Consider the following 18,331-nt stretch of genomic DNA (forward strand, 5'->3'; position numbering starts at 1 on the left):
GATATATGCTAAAATACATTCCTATTTTTTGTTGTTTCCTCTTCCCTATCGGATTACTCCCATGTGAGCCTTTTGTTACCAAAACCTTGTCACCTATCGACCATTCGTCGAAAGACAAAAGTTTTTTGGAATTTAAAACTAAATTTTTAAAAACCTTAAAAACAAAGGATCGAAAGTCGCTCGAAACTTTTTTAGATAAGGACATCCATTTTACCTTTGGACCTGTGTCGGGGAAAAAAGAGTTTCTCAAGTCCTTTCAACTCACTGAAAAACCAAATGATTCTGATTTTTGGAATTTAATGATGGAAACCATCCAGTTGGGACTTCGCCAAAATGCAGAAGGCCAAATGGTAGCTCCCTATTTTTTTGAAACCTTCCCAAGTGATTATGATCCTTTTACGCATTACTTGGTGATTGGGAAAAATGTAAATGTGAGAGCGGATGCTTCAAAAGATTCTAAGACTCTTCAACAGCTCAGTTACCAAATTGTGCGTTCAGAAGCCGATGATTTAGATGGCAGACGTTTGGAAAAAGAAAGCAATTGTAATTGGCAAAAGATTTGTACCCCACAGGGAAAGGCTGGATTTGTCTGCGACCGATTCATTCGTAGTCCTCTTGACTACAGAGCATTTTTTGAAAAAAAGAAAGGCCAGTGGTACTTAACAACATTCATTGTGGGCGATTGATAGCTGTTAAATTATCAAACTCATTAGTTTTTTCTTGATCTTCGAAAGGATAGTTTGCATCGTAGATCAAACAATCGTAAAAGGATTCTCTATGTTAAAAAAAATGATTCTGGGTGCTCTTGCATTCTCTCTCACTAACTGTTTGGTATTAAACCCACTTGGTGCCAATTTGGACCGCGAAAAGGGTTCAGTCGCTGCTGGAAGGATTACAGATGCTGCGATCCAAGCGGATATCGTTAATGGGATTTTACTTTCCGGAAGAGGGAATCTTACACTTGTCACCTTTCTTGCTGCAGACATTGCAAAAATTGAATCTGAAAAATATTACGTTAAATCTGACATTGACCAATGTGTGGAATCTATCAATGGAATCAAAGGGTATGCACTTGGTGCATTAATTCCTAACCTTATTTCTTGCCGAGATTTAAAAGCAGACGGATATCTCGTCGGAGAACCATTCCCAAGCATTTAATCCCTTCAAACCAAATCACACCCTGCTCTTTTTTTTAGGGCGGGGAACCATTTGGAAATCTTCCGGGTCTTATTCTCAAAACAAACTAGGAAGGTTTTATGATTTCTCTCAAACAAGTTCTCAAAATCACCACAACAATTGGACTCGTCTCCGTGATGGCCTTTGCCTTCGGCAATTGCCGTGGCCACAAAGACTTTGAAAAAAGGATCGAATGGGTTGCCTCCAAACTCACTTCGAAACTGGATTTAGACGATTCACAAAAAGCAAAATTAGATACGATCAAAGCGGAACTCATTGCCAAACACAAGGAAATGAAACCAAAACACGAATCTTGGGCCAAAGAAATGGCGACACAAATTCGTTCTGAAAAAATTGATACGAAGCTACTCGATAAAATGAGTTTAGAAAGAGAAACACGCCACCAAGAGATGCGAAAATTTTTCCAAACCAAATTGGTTGAGTTCCATGCTGTCCTCAAACCAGAACAAAGAGAAAAGTTTGCTGAACTTGTGGAAAAATTTGCTTCTCGTCACCAACCACCAGAAGAATAAACAATGACTAGTTTTGACTTCGAAACAGTAGTCAAAGAGACCAAATACTTGGTTTTAAAAACGATCGGTGATACCCTCATCGATCGTTTTGACGATGCCACAGAAGATGTGGTACAGGAAGTGTACTTTCGTGTTTTCAAATCGCTTGAAAAAGGTGGGTTTGATGGTAGATCCAAAATCTCCACTTGGATTTACACCATTGCAAAAAATGAATCGCTTCGAATGAATGAAAAACGTTTGCGAGAAGAAGAAAAAGCAAAACGTTACTTACAAAAAAACAAATCGGATCTTTTCCAAACTGATGAAAACCATTCTATCCTAAAAGAAGATTGGATAAATTCTCTCTTACAATCAATTCCAGAAGTGTATCGCCAAACCTTAAGATTGTATCTGTCAGGAAAAAGTATGGAAGAGATATCAAACGAACTCAAGATCAAACAAGGAACAGTGAAATCAAGGTTGTTTCGAACCAAAGAATGGATCCGCAAAACCCTACCAGGAGTAAAAAATGAATTCCAAGAATCCTAAAAAATGGGAAGAACTATTGAATGATTCTGATTTTGAATCGCGTATCGTTCGAAGTACAACAACTCGAGTGCAAAACCAAAAACGAAATCGAAATTTAGCTGTTTCCCTTAGTTTCAGTTTGCTTGCGATTGTTTCCATTTCCATCCACCAATGGGTGATCGAACCGAATGATTTATTGAGTAACATGAGTTATTTGGTCGAAGAACTTAGTTCTGAATCGATTGTGAGTTTGAGTATCGATTGACTTTAGTGGTTGATAAATATCAATCCCCTTCAGCTGCCTTACCAAAGGGAAAGAGGTATCTATATTCAATTTGTTTCGTCATAATTAGTAATGGAACAAATGAAAATGAACGCTTGTATTCTCTACTTAAACAACAAACGAATTGAGATGATCAAGTTAGAAAGTGATCATATGGAATCCAAAACTTGGGAAAAACCACTTGCGTCTGACAAATGGGATTTTGCTGAGATCACAAAAACCTTAGATTCACCGAGTGAAGTCATCCTTGTAGGAGAATCGGGACTGAATATGGAATACAGAAGATGGCTTGCCAATCACGACCGAGTCTTGGCAAAAAAACTGATCGCTGTGATTGGAGGGACTCTCGAAACAAAAATTAGTCCAAACCTAGTGAGCCATTTTAAAGAAAAATACTTTCGTAACAGAGGATAATACCGTTTATTAGATTTTTAAAGTAGGTGGTCGCAAGACTCTCCATGAGAATGGAAAAAAATTCGAAAGAGTAAAAATCCAAGAGAAGTCAGTAATAATAAGGTTCCGAATACTGGGATCCACTTGGGTTGGATGTACTTTCGAATTTTCCCCATAACAAGGCTTAAGCCTGTTAGTGCAGGGACTGTTCCCAAAAAAAAAATAAACATTACGATGCCACCAGTGAGTGCACTTCCTGTTGCAAATGAAGCCGCATACGCTGGGTATAAAACCCCACAAGGGAGTAGGGCACTAAAAATCCCTATCCCAAAACCCAATCCATTTTGAGTTGTTTTTTTTCGGATGGATTGTAATAGGTTGGAGATTCCTTTTGGTAAACTCCCAAATTTGACACTTGATGGATTTACAAACAAACGTAAAAGAAAAAAAAGTAAAAACAAGAACGTAAAAACACCAGCAAACCCTCGTATGGCGGAAAGTTCTCCCAAGGCATTGGCTCCTTTTCCAATCAAACCTAAGACCAATCCCAAAAAAGTATACGAGAGCATACGACCCAAATGGTAGAGCAATACGGGTACTTGACGAGAGGGGTTGGAAGTTTGTAGTAAGGAAACAAAAGGCCCACACATCAAAGCGCAGTGGAAACTACTGAACAAACCATAAACTAAAATAGATCCGAAAAAGCTAAGATTTGCTAGTTGGTCCATCATTTTTGACTTCCGGTTTTATCTCGGATGGTTCTGTATTTGGCCCCACGGGGTATTCTTCTTCAAAAAACATTCTGTACTTTGGCGATTCGATGTCTTCGAATTGGCCTTTCCGAAATGCTAATACGAATACATATAAAAAGAAACCAGCAATACACATTGCCATGGGAATGGTTAAATAGAGGGCTTCCATTTGGGGATCCTTACTCGTATTGATAACGAATTGAGTAAAACTGTTAGGCTAGAACATGCCATAAACACCGCACAGATCACAGGCAACATGAGCCCAAACATAGCAAGTGGTAACATGATGGAATTGTAAAAAAAGGAAATGATGATATTTTGTGAAATGACTTCTTTCGTTTTTTTAGCGGAAAGTAATGAGTGCACAAGGCCATTTAAATTTCCAGATGTTAAAACCACATCTGATTTTTCTAAAGACAAATCTTCTGCTTCTGAATGAGAGATGGAAACATTGGCTCTTGCCAAAGACAAACTATCATTAATCCCATCTCCCACCATAATGACCACATTCCCTTTGTTTTGCGAATCCTCAATGATACTTGCTTTTTCTTCTGGGGATAGGTCAGAATAAAATTGTTGGATGCCAAGGGAGTTGGCAATGAACTTGACTGCCGAGAAACGATCCCCTGAAAGAATGGCGATCTTTGGAATCATTTCTTTGAGAAGGGAAACAAAAGACAAAGCACCGGGTCTTACTTCATCGGCGAGTAAAAAACTTCCTTCCATCTTGCCATTGATGGCCACTAGGATGAGGGAACCTTCTGTTTCAGGAATTGATTCCAAAGGAATGTTTTGATGTTTCAAAAGTGTTTGGTTTCCGATAAGTATGGAATACTCTTTCCCATGCCACTGGATTTCCGCCTTCACACCTTGCCCTGGAACATTTTGTAATTGGATGAGTTCCATTTCACTTGCCCGTTTTTTGACAGAATCAAATGGGGAAAGATACTTCACTAGAGATTTGGCGAGTGGATGATTGATTTCCTTTTCGATTCGGTAAACAAAAGGTAGGTGGTCTTCAGAAACTGTGACCAAACGTACAAGGAATTTTCCTTCTGTGAGTGTTCCCGTTTTGTCTAGGAAGATGGTATTTGCTTTTGCCAAAGTCTCAACAACAGAAGGGTTTTTTAAGAGAACCCCTTTTTCGGCATTTAAGATATGGTTTGTGACTAAGGCTGTGGGTACAGAAATTCCTAAGGCGCAAGGGCAGGCAACAATAAGGACGGAGATGGTTGTGACAAGGCTTTGTTCCAAATCACCAGATGTCAGAAACATCCAGACACCAAAACAGACAAAAGCTAAGAGGAAGACAATAGAGATAAAGTAAGAGGCAATCCTTTCTGTGACGATTTGGATTTTTGGTTTTAAGTGGAGGGCTTCTTCCAAACGAAGTTTTAATGAGGATAAGGTGGATGCATGGTAATCGGAACTCGCAATGATGAGGGCAGGGTTGTCCATAGTGAGAGAACCTGCAAGAATGGAATCTCCTTTTTGTTTTCGGATGGGAACGGATTCTCCTGTTAAAAAAGATTCATCTATATAGGTTTCCTTTGAGACTAGAATGGCATCCACAGGGATTCGTTTTCCAGGTGCGACTTGGATCTTGTCACCTAACTTAATTTCGCTACTAGGGATAGTTTGATCACCAGTTTCAGTTATGCGATTTGAAGTCTCTGGGAGTTTGCAGAGAATGGATTCTAATTTATCGGAAGCAAAGACCCTTGCTTTTTCTTCAAAGTATTTCCCCACAAGAATGAAAAAATAAATCATCGCAACCGAATCAAAATACACTTCCCCACGATCGGTTAAGGTTACATAAACAGAATAAAAATAAGCCATGGAAATTCCTAAAAACAAAAGAAAATCCATAGAAAGAGTGCGTCTCCTAATGCTCGTTAAAAAACCAGACATAAAAGGGAATCCGGAATACAAATACGCAGGGGTTGCAAAAACCCATGAGGCATAATGGAACATTCGTTTGAGATTTAAGTCAATTCCAGTAAAATACCCTGAATACAAAGCAACACTCAGGATCATGATGTTACCAAAACAAAAACCAGCCACACCGATGCGAAGGAGTAGAGTTTTTAATTGTTTGGATTTTTGTAAGTTCCCTTCTGTCGGAGAAAATAGGACTGGTTTGTATCCGATGGCACGAATGAGGGAAAGGATCCTTGAAATTTTGATTTTGGACTCGTCAAATCGAATCCTGGCCCGACCAGAAGCAAAGTTGATCTGAGCCGAAAGGATTCCTTCTTCTTCGTTTAAGACCTTTTCATTGATCCAAACACATGCAGAACAATGGATATTGGTAATTTGAATAGAAACTTCAGAATGACCACTAGACGGGCGAACAAACTTTTGGTAGACCAGCTCATTTTCCAAATCCACATCAGTTTCTTCCATGGCAACGGGACTGAGTTTGGTATTTCCTTTTAGATTGTAATAATAACTTCCACCTAAAGAGTGAATGATGGAGTAAACCGTTTCACAACCTTCACAACAAAATACCTTTGGTTCGTCTCCCAGTTTTGATTCAATCCGAATCAATTGGATAGGATTCCCACAATGGTCACATTCAGTTGTTGTGCTCTGGGAATTGGTTTTGTTCATCGAACTGTTATCTTTCCTTCCCTTTCAAACAATTTTCCATTAATATTGGAAATGATGCGTAGATTCCAAGTGCCTGTTTCTTTCAAAGGGACTTTCCCAGTGAAACTATCGTTAGATGGCTTTAAGTCGTATTTTTTTGTGCTTTTGGTAGTTGCATTCCGTTCCAAGATAATATACATAGAGTCTGCCTTGGCCAACTTTTCATTTTGGTATAAGGAAACTTTTAAATCCAATTCTCCAAGGGGGAGGAGAGTGGTATTGTCCCAATTTGTGGTGAGTTTATACCCTTCATTCAAAAGTTCTTTTTGGTTTTGAATCGCCTTTTCATAATTCAAACCAATCTCATAATAGTTTTTGTCCATGACAGGTTCAAAATGTTGGAAGGTGAGTCGGATGGTATAGAATGTTGCCGCAACAAGGGCAAAAAAACTGAATAAAACAACATACATTGCATTTCGAAGGCTTGGGTGAAGGTCTTTGAACATATTATTTCCTTGGTAGAGAAAGTGATAATTTTTTCTCTAGTGTTTCATCGGGATCTTCTGTATTTTTTAAAACAATGGAACCTGGTAAGTATCCTTCGTTTAATTCTTGTTCTGTGAGACTTTGAGTTTCTAAAACAACAGAGAAACTTTTGATTTCTCCAGAACCCAGTTTGAATTGGTTGTTCTCTTCCCCAGAACGAATGAGGATTTCTTTTCCATGCCTTGTATCAAACGCAGACAGTTGGAATTCTTTTTCGACAGGTGCGATGTTTTGGATGCGGAGAGCAACAAAGGCTCGAATTTTGTTGTCCGGAATGAGAATTGGTGGCATGGATTTATTCGAAGCTGCAATCATCGACATCGGGCTTCTTGTGATGAGTTGGATGGTCGCACCTATGAGCACCACAGTGAGTAATATCGCATAAATCACAGTCCTTGGACGAATCCATTTGATTTTGTCACCAGTTTCAATTTGTTTGAGTGAAAAATATCCAATCAAAGTTTTTTTGTTTTCTTTTGCCATGATGGATGTGCAAGCATCCACACATTTCCCACAAGCAACACAGCCCACTTGTAAACCGTCACGAATGTCAATGCCTGTGGGACAAACCACCACACACATGTTACAGGCGATACAGTCTCCAATTTTGGTTTTTCCATCGCGGCGAGGTTCCCCTCGTTTGAAGTCATAGGTCACATTCCAAGAATGTTCATCCATAAGGAGAGTTTGGAATCTTGCATAAGGACAAGCATAACGACAGAATTGTTCTCTAATAAAACCGATGTCGATAAACATCGCTGCCGTAAAAAATAAGGTAAAATAAAAGTAAGTTGTGGAAAAAGCGGATAAGTTTATATAATCAGCTAACATTTCATAGGGGCTGATAAAATAAGCGATCCAATGGAATGATGCAATAAAAGAAACTACAATCCATAAAAAGTATACGGTGTATTTTCCAATGATGGATGCGTCTTTTTTTCCATATTTCGAATCCAAAACAAACCGACCAATCCGATCGAATAAGTCGGTATAAATGGTTTGAGGGCACCCCCATCCGCACCAAACACGGCCGATGACGGAGGTGAAAAAGAAAAGAGAGAGACCCATTGTCAGAAGGAAAAACCATAAGATGAGTCCTTCTTGTGGGATAAAAAGACCACCAAACAGGTGAAACATTCTTTTCGGAATGTCCAGTCGGATGAGGGGGCTACCTTCCGGTAACACCACCCAAGGTGCGGCTAAAAATAGTCCCACGAGAAAACTCATCACAAAATTTCTACGTGTCCTTACTTTCCCTGATTGTGGTCTTGAAATGATCATCTTTATTTTGCCTTTACAAGTGTACTGTTCTTTGTTGCAAGCCATGCCATGACAGCATATACTTTCTCAGCACCTAACCCTTCCCAAGCGGGCATCCCACCTCGGTTGAGTTTTTGTCTTTCAGGTCCAATTCCTTTCATGATATTATGAAACACTTCTTTATCCGTGTTCCCATGAATCCAATCCTTATCCACTAAACTAGGACCCACTGCACCTTCGGCAGTAGGGCCGTGGCAAGCAGAACAAATTTGTTTGTAAGTTCCTTCGCCTTCTTTAATGGCAACTGCGTCATCTCGGTAAGGGTTAGATCCATCTTCGGTATTGGCAACAATTGGTTGTTTGGCTGGGAATTGTGCTTCGTGTTCCGCTACTTCCTTTTCAAACGCTACTTCTTGTGGCCATTCCGAATACCAGTGAAAGTATACAACGTAACCGATAGATACAATGATACTGATAAGCCACACCAATTTCCACCATGGTGGCATGGGATTGTCGGCTTGGAAGATTCCGTCTACTTCTTTTGGTTCTTTCATTCGTATTAATCCTCCTCAAGCATTCGATACTTGGGTTTTTCCATTTCGTCTTTCGTACGTTTTTTATAAACGTAGTAGGTGATGTAAGCAATTGCGATCACAAGGATCGGCAATCGCAAACTTTTGTAGATGAGAAGAAGGTCTGCATCATTCATGGCTTTACTTCATTCCTTTTTGTAACTCAGCAGAATCTCGTCCCAGTTTTTGTAAGTAGGCAACGAGTGCATCTCCCTCTGTTTTATCTTTTAAGAGAGACGGTGCATTTGCCAGATCCTCATCAGAGTAAGGAACTCCGATAGATCGTAATGCTTTCATGTTTGCTACGACTTGTTCTACATCCACTTTATGAGATTCTTCGAATAACCAAGGATAGGCTGGCATAATCGAGTTAGGTACACCACCCACTGTTCTTGGGTTGATGAGGTGGTTTTTATGCCACTCATCAGAGCGTAACATTTGTGATTCGTGGGCTAAGTCTGGACCAGTTCGTTTGGAACCCCAAAGGAAAGGGTGATCATACACATACTCTCCCCCTTTGGAATACCCGTTTCGTCCATAAGACTTTGTTGGATCAAAACGATCCACTTCCCATTTGAAAGGGCGAACCATTTGTGTGTGGCAACCGATACATCCTTCTTTTTGGTAGGTATCACGACCTGCCAGTTCCAATGCGGAATATGGTCTCACTGTGGAAATGGGAGTGACTGTTTTCGTCAAAAAAAACGGTGGGATGAGTTCGAAGAGTCCACCAATCACAACTGCGATGGTTGTGTAGACAGTAAACTTAACTCCTTTTGTATCCCAACGGTCAGCAATTTCGGAAAACCAATCTAAGAATTTGTTAAAACCTAACATTATGATTTCACTCCTATTCGTAAGTCTTGTTCTACAAAACCACTGTCTTTGTTTTGCATGGTTTTGATAAAGTTATACACCATAAGGATAATCCCAGTTAAGTAGAGTGTTCCCCCAATCGCTCTGAACAAACGGAATGGTTTTAAAAACTCAACGATTTCAACCCAGTCTTTGTAAACGAGTTCCCCGTTTTCTCCAACGGCTCGCCACATCGATCCTTCGGTGATCCCGGATACCCACATCGAAATGATGTAGAGTAGGATCCCAAGTGTTCCTAGCCAAAAATGGGCATTTGCCAATTTTTCACTGTAGAGGTTTGCATTCCAAAGTCTAGGGACTAAGTAATACAAGGCAGCCGCTGACATAAACCCAACCCAACCAAGAGTACCTGAGTGAACGTGACCAATGATCCAGTCAGTATTGTGGCCAAGAGCCGATACAGCACGGATGGAAAGCAGTGGTCCTTCAAATGTGGACATACCATAAAAAGTTACGGCAGCTAACATCATTTTGAGGGTTGCATCCACTTTGATTTTGTCTTTTGCTTGGGTGAGAGTTAAAAATCCATTCAACATACCTCCCCATGATGGCATCCATAACATGATGGAAAATACCATTCCAGTAGTTTGTAACCACTCAGGGATTGGTGAATACAATAAGTGGTGAGGGCCTGCCCAGATATAAATAAAGATGAGAGACCAGAAGTGGATGATGGAAAGTCTATGTGAGTAAATTGGTTGTTTGATGTGTTTTGGGAGGTAATAGTACATCAGTCCCAAAAATGGAGTGGTCAAAACGAACGCAACCGCATTGTGTCCATACCACCATTGGATATTGGCATCGAAAACTCCCGCATAAACCGAGTACGATTTTAAGAAACCTGCAGGGATCACAATGTTATTCACAATGAAGAGTAGGGGAACTGTTACGAAGGAAGCAATGTAAAACCAAATGGCAACATACATTTGTTCTTCTTTTCGTTTGAGAACCGTCATGAGGTAGTTTGCAAAAAAGATAACATACCATACAACAATGAGTAAGTCGATCGGCCATTCTAATTCAGCATATTCTTTGGATTGGCTGTAACCAAGTGGTAAGGTAATCGCAGCTAAAACAATCGATAGGTTGTATAATGCCAAATGCAGTTTGGAAAGAGTGTCGTTCCACATTCTTGTGCGACAAAGTCTTTGTACTGTATGATAAGCAGTGGCGAAGATCACGCTTAATGCAAATCCAAAAATGGCAGCATTCGTATGCAGTGGTCGTAGTCTTCCGAAGCTCGTCCAAGGTAATTCCATATTCAGCTGTGGGTACACAAGTTGGAAGGCAATGATGACACCAAATGTCATCGAAGCAACGCCCCAGACTAACGCTGAAATGATAAACCCTTTTACGATAAAATCGTCATATTGAGTTTTTTCCGTAGCCAATGTTTCTCTCCTTAATCTATATCAGTTCTATTTATATAGAGAACTTATTCCTTTATACAAAGAAGACGAAGAAAAGAAAGAAAAACAGGAAAGTGGTGCGATGTTCCACTCTTGATTTTTGTCAAGAGTGGATTTGAGAATTAGAATTGTTCTAATTTATTTCGGAAGGATCTTCAGTTTAATCGTGGTTAGAAGGTAACTTCGTACCCTAATTGTGTACGATGTTCAATACCTCGATCGCCAGAAATGGCTGTCGGGTGATACCCAACTCGTTCTACGCTAGAATGAAGGAAAAACTTTTCCTTTCTTGTATCATCGATACTCAAACCAGAACCGGTGGGGTGGAAGTAATAGGCATCAAAAATATTCCAAGCATACACAAGTAAGGTGGCAATTCCAATGTATTGCATTTCTCTGTAATGTCTTTCAACAGATTCACGTTGTCCTTTGAATGGGCCAAATTGACTTGCGACAACTGCTCCTGCAGGGGAAAGTGCTGCTTGCGGTGGTGTAAACGCGGCTCGAATGAGACCATTGGTTGTATAAGGATTTTCTAATTCGTTATAATCTCGTTTCGCATTCAAATACATGCGGTGTTTGTCATAGGTAAAAAAGAGTCCAATGGCAATGATGGATGGATATACAATCGCTTGGACCTTTCTGCCTTGTTTCCATTGGCCCCATCCAGGGAGAACGGCCGAACGCCATGTTGCTCCATTACGTGTTAAATTCTTTCTTTCTGCTTCCGCAAGTTTTGCATCTTCTTCTGCTTTTCGTTTTGCTTCTGCTTCAAGGGCTGCGTTGTTTTTCGCGTTTTCTTTTTCCAAACGAGCAGCTTCTTCTTGCTCTTTTTTAAGTCTTGCGGCCTCTTCTTTTTCTCGTTTGATTCGTTCTTTATCTTCTTCTGCTTTTCTGAGTTTATCTTCTTCTGCAGCAGTTAGGTGGTCTTTATAAACAACCTTTAAAATTTCTGTTTTGCTAAGAACCACTGTGGTTCCGTCTTCTTTTCTGATTTTCAGTTTGTATTGGTCTTGTTCTACGACTTTCCCTTTGAGAGTTCCACCTTTTTTTAGAAGGATGTTCTCTGCAGATAGGTTGGTTGTCAGGACTACCAAAAGAGTTGCGATTTTTATGATTTGTTTTTCAGTTAGTTTCAAGGGAGTCTCAAATGTTGGAATATTATCTAACAATTTTTATAGTGTTACTTGCTACGTTTCAATTGGTCTCTCCAATGATTTTAACAATTTGGAAGTTAGGCAAGAATTTTTTTGCCAAAGACAAACTGAAACAAAGTCCACAGTTGGAAACAAATTATCCCTGTTACGAGAAAGTTTGTTCCAAATGTGGGTCTTAGTAGATCGAGCTCAGGTTTACGCTTCTACTTCCGATGTGAGGAATTGGTGCACTTGGTCGGCGCATTTACGTCCTTCCGAAATCGCCCAAACAATGAGGGATTGTCCTCGTCTGACGTCACCACAAGCATAGACTTTGGGAACGGTGGTCGCAAATGATCCTGCTTTTGTTCCAAATTCGGCTTTCACATTCCCACGACCATCCAGCTCTAAACCTTCTTTTTGTAGGTCAGCAAGTAATCCCTCTTTGACAGGGTTCACAAATCCCATCGCTAAAAAGACAAGATCAGCAGGCCATTCAAATTCGGTCCCAGGAACAGGGATGAACTTTCCATTTTCTTCTTTCACTTCGGAACCATAAATCGCAGTGACTTCGCCTTTGTCATTGGACTTAAATCCCATTGTGGAAACGGCCCATTTGCGACTCACACCTTCTTCATGGGAGGTGGAAGTGCGAAGCATCTTAGGATACAAAGGCCAAGGAGTGGACTTGTCGCGGTCTTTTGGAGGTTCAGGAAAAAGTTCAATTTGAGTGACGGATTTGGCGCCGTGTCTATTGGAAGTTCCCACACAATCTGATCCCGTATCTCCACCACCAATCACGATAACATGTTTGTCTTTTGCATTGATGATTTCAATCGCATCACCTGCCACGTGTTTGTTGTTCTTAGTTAAGAACTCCATCGCAAAATGGACACCTTTGTGGTTACGGCCTTCTACTGGTAAGTCTCTTGGAACTTCCGATCCACAGGCAAGAACCACTGCATCAAAATCAGCTAAAAGTTGTTTGGCGGTGATATCAACGCCCACATTGACATTGGTTTTAAAGGTCACACCTTCCGCTTCCATTTGTTTCATACGGCGGTCGATATGTCTTTTTTCCATTTTAAAATCAGGGATTCCGTAACGGAGTAGGCCACCGATTCGATCATTTTTTTCAAAGATAGTAACCGTGTGACCTGCACGAGCTAACTGCTGTCCTGCGGCAAGACCTGCAGGTCCTGATCCGACAACAGCCACTTTTTTCCCTGATTTGGAAGCAGGTGTTTGTGGGATGACCCATCCTTCTTCCCAAGCACGGTCAATGATGGTTCGTTCAATGGATTTAATGGATACAGGTGGTTCAATGATCCCAAGGGTACAAGCGGACTCACAAGGAGCAGGGCATAACCTTCCTGTAAACTCGGGGAAGTTATTCGTTTTGGATAAATTTTCCCAAGCCTCTTTCCATCGACCTCGGTAGACAAAGTCATTGAATTCTGGGATGAGGTTGTCGACAGGGCAACCAGTATCGCCATGGCAAAACGGAATCCCGCAGTCCATACAACGAGCCCCTTGGTCTTTGGCAACAGCCTCAGGGAAAGGTTTTTCAAACTCTTTGTAGTTTTTGACCCTTTCCTTCGGTTCAATCTTTTGAAGGTATTCTTTTTTAAATTCTAAAAATCCTGTTGGTTTACCCACGAGCTGTTACCCCCTCTTTATTTTGTTTTCCCGATCCATTTTCAGAAGCCATTTTTTCTAGGGCTTTTTTATAATCTCTCGGAATCACCTTGATCATTTGTTTTACGACTTCATCCCATTGGTTTAGAACTTCTTCTGCACGTTTGGAACCTGTATATTTTTTATGGTCTTCCACCATTTTTTTGATTTCTGCAATTTCTGCTGCATCAGTTAACGGATCTAAGTCGACCATCTCTTTGTTGATGAGAGATTCTTTGTTTTTCTTTGGATCCCAAAGGTAGGCAATCCCACCAGACATACCCGCAGCAAAGTTACGACCAATCTCACCAAGGATGATCACTCGTCCCCCGGTCATGTATTCACAACCATGGTCACCTGTTCCTTCCACAATGACATGAGCGCCTGAGTTTCTCACACAGAAACGTTCTCCCGCCATTCCATTCACATAGGCATGTCCGCCAGTGGCACCGATAAAACAAGTGTTACCGATCACGATATTTTCTTCTGCTTTGTAAGGAGCTGACTTTGGAGTTTGGAAGATAAGTTTTCCACCACAAAGTCCTTTTCCTACATAATCGTTTCCTTCACCCACTAGGCGTAGTGTCATCCCTTTGGTAACAAAGGCACCAAACGACTGTCCTGCGGTCCCTGTGAATTCGATGTCGATGGTGTCTTCAGCGAGTCCATCCACACCATATTTTTTAGTGACTTCGTGGCTAAGCATTGTCCCGACAGATCGGTTTAGGTTCACAATGGTAGTTTGGATTTTTACAGGTTGTTTGTGGTCAATCGCCGCAAGGGATTTGCGAATCAGTTCGTTATCAATCTGTTCATCCAAGTGGTGGTTTTGTTCTTTGGCACGATAGAGCCCTGTTGGGAAAACAGGGTTTGGCCTATGGAGCACCTTACTAAAATCAAGCCCACGAGCCTTCCAATGGTGGTGCGGTCGTTTGAATTTGATTTTTTCCACTTGGCCAATCATTTCTTCAAATGTCCTGAAACCAAGTTTTGCCATGATCTCACGCACTTCTTCTGCGACAAAGGTCATAAAGTTCACAACGTGCTCAGGTTTTCCTGTGAACTTACTTCTTAAGAATTCATCTTGGGTGGCAACACCCACTGGGCAAGTATTCAGATGGCATTTCCGCATCATGATACAACCCACTGACACAAGTGCCGATGTGGAAAATCCAAATTCTTCGGCACCAAGTAGGGCTCCGACAACCACATCTTTTCCAGTGAGGAGTTTTCCATCCACTGCAAGGTACACACGATCACGTAAGCCGTTTGCAACCAGTGTTTGGTGGGTTTCGGAAAGTCCTAGTTCCCAAGGAGTTCCTGCATGGTGGATGGAAGAAATCGGACTTGCTCCTGTTCCCCCTTCGTGACCTGCAATGAGGATATGATCCGCATGTGCTTTGGCCACACCTACTGCCACTGTTCCCACTCCGGATTCCGAAACGAGTTTGACTGAGATCCGAGCTCTTGGGTTTGAGTTTTTTAAATCGAAGATGAGCTGTTTTAAATCTTCGATTGAATAAATGTCATGGTGAGGAGGAGGGGAGATAAGAGTCACACCTGGTGTGGAGTAACGTAACCATCCAATGTATTTGTCTACCTTGTGGCCTGGTAATTGTCCACCTTCTCCTGGTTTTGCGCCCTGTGCCATTTTGATTTGGATGTCATCGGCATTGGTGAGGTATTCCATGGTGACCCCAAACCTTGCCGAAGCAACTTGTTTGATCGCCGATCGCATGCTATCGCCATTGGGAAGGGTTTTGAATCGAACTGGATCCTCGCCACCTTCTCCCGTATTGGATTTGGCACCAATTCGGTTCATGGCAATCGCAAGTGTCGTGTGTGCTTCCCAAGAAATGGAACCATGGCTCATCGCTCCTGTTTGGAAACGTTTGAGGATGGATTTTACCGATTCCACTTCTTCAATTGGAATCGCTTTGGAACCATCATAGTCCAACTGGAACAAACTTCGGAGTGTGATCGCTCTTTCGTTTTGGTTGTCGATGAGGGCCGAAAACTCTTTGAAGGTTTTGTAGTCGTTCTCTTGGGTTGCTTTTTGTAATTTATGAACAGTGATGGGAGTGTAAAGATGGCTATCCCCATTTTTACGGTAGTAATGCACTCCACCTGGTTCCAAGTTATTTGGGAAAAAAGTTGGATCGTAAGCCGCTTTGTGGCGACGAACAGTTTCTTCTTCCAACATCTCAAGGGACAATCCTTCGATTCTGGATTGTGTTCCCGCAAAGTATGTATTCACGAGTTCAGAATCAAGACCCACTGCTTCAAAAATTTGAGCACCGCAGTACGATTGTAATGTGGAGATTCCCATTTTCGAAAATACTTTAAAAAGTCCTTTCCCAATGGATTTGATGTATTTCTTTTTGGCTTCTTTGTAGTCTGGAACTTCTGGCAATAATCCTTGGAGGGATAAGTCTGCTATGGTTTCGAACGCTAAGTAAGGGTTAATGGCATTGGCACCATATCCGCATAACAAGGCAAAGTGGGCCACTTCTCTCGGTTCCCCAGATTCCAAAACAATCCCTGCTTTTGTGCGAAGTCCTTCACGGATGAGGTAATGATGGAGTCCCGCCACAGCAAGTAACGAAGGAATGGCAGCCTTTTTTTCACCCACAGCATGGTCGGTTAGGATGATGAGGTTGACCCCTTGTTCTCGGATGGCTTTTGCCGCATCGGCACACACTCTGTCGAGCGAGTTACGCATATCATGTTTTTTGGATGGATCAAATAAGATTTCAAAGGTTTTTGCTTTGAAATGTCCTTCACTGATTTGTTTGATCTTTTCAAAATCTTCATTGGTGAGGATCGGGTGTTCCAATTCAAGCCTATGGGCATGTTCTGGTTCTTCAGAAAGAAGGTTCCCTTCTGGCCCAATGTAAGTCGTGAGTTCCATCACAAGTTCTTCACGGATTGGATCAATCGGTGGGTTTGTCACCTGTGCAAAGTTTTGTTTGAAATAACGGAAGAGGGGTTGTGGTTTTTCGCTAAGTACTGCAAGGGAGGAGTCCACACCCATGGAACCAACCGGTTCTTCTCCCGAAACTCCCATTGGTTTGATGAGAGTGAATACATCTTCGTGTGTGTATCCAAACGCTCTTTGTCGTTCTAAAATAGTTTCGTGTTGCGGTTGTTTGACGTTTTCAGGATCAGGGAGCGACCCCAATCGGATCATATTGTCTTCTACCCATTTGCGGTATGGCTTTTGGGTTGAGATTTGTTTTTTGATTTCTTCATCATCTAGGATTTGGCCTTTTTCCATATCGATGAGAAGCATCCTTCCTGGGCGAAGTCTGTCTTGTACAAGCACTTCTTCTGGTGGAAGGTTTAAAACCCCCGCTTCGGAAGACATGATCACTTCATCATCTTTTGTGACAATGTAACGAGCAGGTCTTAATCCATTACGGTCAAGAGTGGCACCAATGATCCTTCCATCAGTAAAGGCAATGGCAGCAGGACCATCCCATGGTTCCATAAAGGTTGCGTGGTATTCGTAGAACGCACGTCTGTCGGCGTCCATTGCTTTGTTTTTGGACCAAGCTTCTGGGATCATCATCATCACCGCGTGTGGTAATGACCTTCCCCCCATCACAAGTAGTTCGAGAACTGTATCAAATGTTGCCGTATCTGATTGGCCTTCCATCACAATCGGAAGCATCCTTCTCAGTTCATCACCATATAACGGTGATTGCATGACCATCTGGCGAGCCGCCATCCAGTTCATATTCCCACGTAAAGTATTGATCTCACCATTATGAGCGATTTGGCGGTAAGGGTGAGCCAAGTCCCAAGTAGGGAAGGTGTTTGTGGAAAACCTTGTATGAGTGAGACAAAACGCTGAAGTGAAGTCAGGTGACTTGAGGTCTTCATAGAACTTTTTCACTTGGTCTCCAAGTAACATCCCTTTGTAAACGATGGTACGGGAAGAAAAACTAGGTACATAATACTGGGAACGATCGAGTTTCAGTTCCGCACGGATTCGTCTGTCGATGAGTCGTCCGATAAGGAAAAGTTTTCTTTCAAAATCATCAGAGGTTTTGATTTTTTTCGATTTTTTTCCGATGAACACTTGTTTGAAGACAGGGATGGTTTTGGAAGCCACAACGCCCGCATACTCTTTGTTCACTGGCACATCACGGAATCCAAGGAATTCTTCTCCTTCATCAATGATGATTTTTTCGATTACGTTTTCAATCGCAGCTCTTACTTCTGCATTTTGTGGTAAAAATAAAAATCCAACGGCATAATCACCTTCTTTTGGTAAGGTGAAGGTTAGATTTTTTCGGAAAAAAGCATCGGGGAGATTGATCATAATCCCCGCACCATCTCCCGTTTTTGGATCGGCTCCTTCGGCCCCTCTATGTTCGAGGTTACACATCAGGCGGATCCCTTTGTCTACGATGTCACGGGAACGTTTGCCCTTAAAATTTGCGATAAAACCAACACCACAGGAGTCTTTGTCCATGGCAGGATCATACATACCTTGGGCCTGTGGGCCGAGCGGCGGAAGGATGGGTGGTTGGTTAGATTTTGACATACGTACCCTACACTAAAGCAATTACTGTACCTTGTTTTAGAAAACGGGTGTGCTGTCCAATTATTTT

General features: G+C 41.6%; 18 protein-coding genes. 6 read left to right on the forward strand and 12 right to left on the reverse strand.

The genetic code is table 11. The features are described from left to right. Positions 1-5: 5 nt before the first annotated feature. From LEPBI_RS17320 to LEPBI_RS17345, 6 genes are all read left to right on the forward strand, one after another. Complete coding sequence (locus tag LEPBI_RS17320) at positions 6-686, forward strand: SH3 domain-containing protein (RefSeq protein ID WP_012476526.1); 681 nt, start codon at positions 6-8, stop codon at positions 684-686. Positions 687-777: 91 nt separating this feature from the next. After that, positions 778-1,158 (forward strand): TIGR04452 family lipoprotein, encoded by a 381-nt coding sequence (locus tag LEPBI_RS17325; protein ID WP_012476818.1) that lies wholly within the window; start codon positions 778-780, stop codon positions 1,156-1,158. A 98-nt stretch (positions 1,159-1,256) separates the two neighbouring features. Continuing rightward, entirely contained in the window at positions 1,257-1,709 is a 453-nt protein-coding gene (locus LEPBI_RS17330) for a Spy/CpxP family protein refolding chaperone (RefSeq protein WP_012476528.1), read from the forward strand. 3 nt (positions 1,710-1,712) lie between these two features. Then, on the forward strand, positions 1,713-2,237 hold the full coding sequence (locus LEPBI_RS17335) for an RNA polymerase sigma factor (protein WP_012476529.1): 525 nt from the start codon (positions 1,713-1,715) through the stop codon (positions 2,235-2,237). Beyond that, complete coding sequence (locus LEPBI_RS17340) at positions 2,218-2,481, forward strand: hypothetical protein (RefSeq protein WP_012476819.1); 264 nt, start codon at positions 2,218-2,220, stop codon at positions 2,479-2,481. The genes LEPBI_RS17335 and LEPBI_RS17340 overlap by 20 nt, the downstream gene beginning before the upstream one ends. Positions 2,482-2,586: 105 nt before the next feature. Next, positions 2,587-2,913: a hypothetical protein gene (locus LEPBI_RS17345; protein WP_226992970.1), complete on the forward strand. Its 327-nt coding sequence runs from the start codon at positions 2,587-2,589 to the stop codon at positions 2,911-2,913. Positions 2,914-2,930: 17 nt separating this feature from the next. Here LEPBI_RS17345 and LEPBI_RS17350 read toward each other — a convergent pair whose 3' ends face one another. From LEPBI_RS17350 to gltB, 12 genes are all read right to left on the reverse strand, one after another. After that, complete coding sequence (locus LEPBI_RS17350) at positions 2,931-3,623, reverse strand: sulfite exporter TauE/SafE family protein (protein ID WP_012476820.1); 693 nt, start codon at positions 3,621-3,623, stop codon at positions 2,931-2,933. Further along, on the reverse strand, positions 3,598-3,813 hold the full coding sequence (locus LEPBI_RS17355; RefSeq protein ID WP_012476821.1) for a cbb3-type cytochrome oxidase assembly protein: 216 nt from the start codon (positions 3,811-3,813) through the stop codon (positions 3,598-3,600). Before LEPBI_RS17355 ends, LEPBI_RS17350 begins: the two co-directional genes overlap by 26 nt. Beyond that, a complete protein-coding gene (locus LEPBI_RS17360) occupies positions 3,795-6,257 on the reverse strand; it encodes a heavy metal translocating P-type ATPase (RefSeq protein ID WP_012476534.1) in 2,463 nt (820 codons plus the stop codon). The genes LEPBI_RS17355 and LEPBI_RS17360 overlap by 19 nt, the downstream gene beginning before the upstream one ends. After that, positions 6,254-6,742, reverse strand: a complete 489-nt coding sequence (locus LEPBI_RS17365) for a FixH family protein (RefSeq protein ID WP_012476535.1) — start codon at positions 6,740-6,742, stop codon at positions 6,254-6,256. The genes LEPBI_RS17360 and LEPBI_RS17365 overlap by 4 nt, the downstream gene beginning before the upstream one ends. A gap of 1 nt (position 6,743) precedes the next feature. Then, positions 6,744-8,063 carry a cytochrome c oxidase accessory protein CcoG gene (gene ccoG, locus LEPBI_RS17370; protein WP_012476536.1) on the reverse strand — a complete coding sequence of 440 codons (1,320 nt, stop codon included), beginning with the start codon at positions 8,061-8,063 and terminating at the stop codon, positions 6,744-6,746. Positions 8,064-8,065: 2 nt separating this feature from the next. Continuing rightward, positions 8,066-8,596 (reverse strand): c-type cytochrome, encoded by a 531-nt coding sequence (locus LEPBI_RS17375; RefSeq protein WP_012476537.1) that lies wholly within the window; start codon positions 8,594-8,596, stop codon positions 8,066-8,068. Positions 8,597-8,601: 5 nt separating this feature from the next. Then, a complete protein-coding gene (locus LEPBI_RS17380) occupies positions 8,602-8,751 on the reverse strand; it encodes a hypothetical protein (RefSeq protein ID WP_012476538.1) in 150 nt (49 codons plus the stop codon). 4 nt (positions 8,752-8,755) lie between these two features. Then, on the reverse strand, positions 8,756-9,451 hold the full coding sequence (gene ccoO / locus LEPBI_RS17385; RefSeq protein ID WP_012476539.1) for a cytochrome-c oxidase, cbb3-type subunit II: 696 nt from the start codon (positions 9,449-9,451) through the stop codon (positions 8,756-8,758). After that, a complete protein-coding gene (ccoN, locus tag LEPBI_RS17390) occupies positions 9,451-10,881 on the reverse strand; it encodes a cytochrome-c oxidase, cbb3-type subunit I (protein ID WP_012476540.1) in 1,431 nt (476 codons plus the stop codon). The genes ccoO and ccoN overlap by 1 nt, the downstream gene beginning before the upstream one ends. Before the next feature lie 188 nt (positions 10,882-11,069). Then, entirely contained in the window at positions 11,070-12,038 is a 969-nt protein-coding gene (locus LEPBI_RS17395; protein WP_012476541.1) for an LA_0442/LA_0875 N-terminal domain-containing protein, read from the reverse strand. Positions 12,039-12,251: 213 nt separating this feature from the next. Then, positions 12,252-13,694, reverse strand: coding sequence for a glutamate synthase subunit beta (locus LEPBI_RS17405; RefSeq protein WP_012476542.1), 1,443 nt, complete (start codon positions 13,692-13,694; stop codon positions 12,252-12,254). Continuing rightward, entirely contained in the window at positions 13,687-18,264 is a 4,578-nt protein-coding gene (gltB, locus tag LEPBI_RS17410) for a glutamate synthase large subunit (protein WP_012476543.1), read from the reverse strand. The genes LEPBI_RS17405 and gltB overlap by 8 nt, the downstream gene beginning before the upstream one ends. Positions 18,265-18,331: the final 67 nt, after the last annotated feature.

Origin of the sequence: Leptospira biflexa serovar Patoc strain 'Patoc 1 (Paris)' (assembly GCF_000017685.1) — a bacterium.
GTDB classification, from domain to species: Bacteria; Spirochaetota; Leptospiria; order Leptospirales; family Leptospiraceae; genus Leptospira_A; species Leptospira_A biflexa.

Excerpts from the sequence above, each read along its gene's own strand:
- LEPBI_RS17320 (WP_012476526.1), top strand. The coding sequence starts at position 6 with ATGCTAAAATACATTCCTATTTTTTGTTGTTTCCTCTTCCCTATCGGA.
- LEPBI_RS17325 (WP_012476818.1), top strand. The coding sequence starts at position 778 with ATGTTAAAAAAAATGATTCTGGGTGCTCTTGCATTCTCTCTCACTAAC.
- LEPBI_RS17330 (WP_012476528.1), top strand. The coding sequence starts at position 1,257 with ATGATTTCTCTCAAACAAGTTCTCAAAATCACCACAACAATTGGACTC.
- LEPBI_RS17335 (WP_012476529.1), top strand. The coding sequence starts at position 1,713 with ATGACTAGTTTTGACTTCGAAACAGTAGTCAAAGAGACCAAATACTTG.
- LEPBI_RS17340 (WP_012476819.1), top strand. The coding sequence starts at position 2,218 with ATGAATTCCAAGAATCCTAAAAAATGGGAAGAACTATTGAATGATTCT.
- LEPBI_RS17345 (WP_226992970.1), top strand. The coding sequence starts at position 2,587 with ATGAACGCTTGTATTCTCTACTTAAACAACAAACGAATTGAGATGATC.
- LEPBI_RS17350 (WP_012476820.1), bottom strand. The coding sequence starts at position 3,623 with ATGATGGACCAACTAGCAAATCTTAGCTTTTTCGGATCTATTTTAGTT.
- LEPBI_RS17355 (WP_012476821.1), bottom strand. The coding sequence starts at position 3,813 with ATGGAAGCCCTCTATTTAACCATTCCCATGGCAATGTGTATTGCTGGT.
- LEPBI_RS17360 (WP_012476534.1), bottom strand. The coding sequence starts at position 6,257 with ATGAACAAAACCAATTCCCAGAGCACAACAACTGAATGTGACCATTGT.
- LEPBI_RS17365 (WP_012476535.1), bottom strand. The coding sequence starts at position 6,742 with ATGTTCAAAGACCTTCACCCAAGCCTTCGAAATGCAATGTATGTTGTT.
- ccoG (WP_012476536.1), bottom strand. The coding sequence starts at position 8,063 with ATGATCATTTCAAGACCACAATCAGGGAAAGTAAGGACACGTAGAAAT.
- LEPBI_RS17375 (WP_012476537.1), bottom strand. The coding sequence starts at position 8,596 with ATGAAAGAACCAAAAGAAGTAGACGGAATCTTCCAAGCCGACAATCCC.
- LEPBI_RS17380 (WP_012476538.1), bottom strand. The coding sequence starts at position 8,751 with ATGAATGATGCAGACCTTCTTCTCATCTACAAAAGTTTGCGATTGCCG.
- ccoO (WP_012476539.1), bottom strand. The coding sequence starts at position 9,451 with ATGTTAGGTTTTAACAAATTCTTAGATTGGTTTTCCGAAATTGCTGAC.
- gltB (WP_012476543.1), bottom strand. The coding sequence starts at position 18,264 with ATGTCAAAATCTAACCAACCACCCATCCTTCCGCCGCTCGGCCCACAG.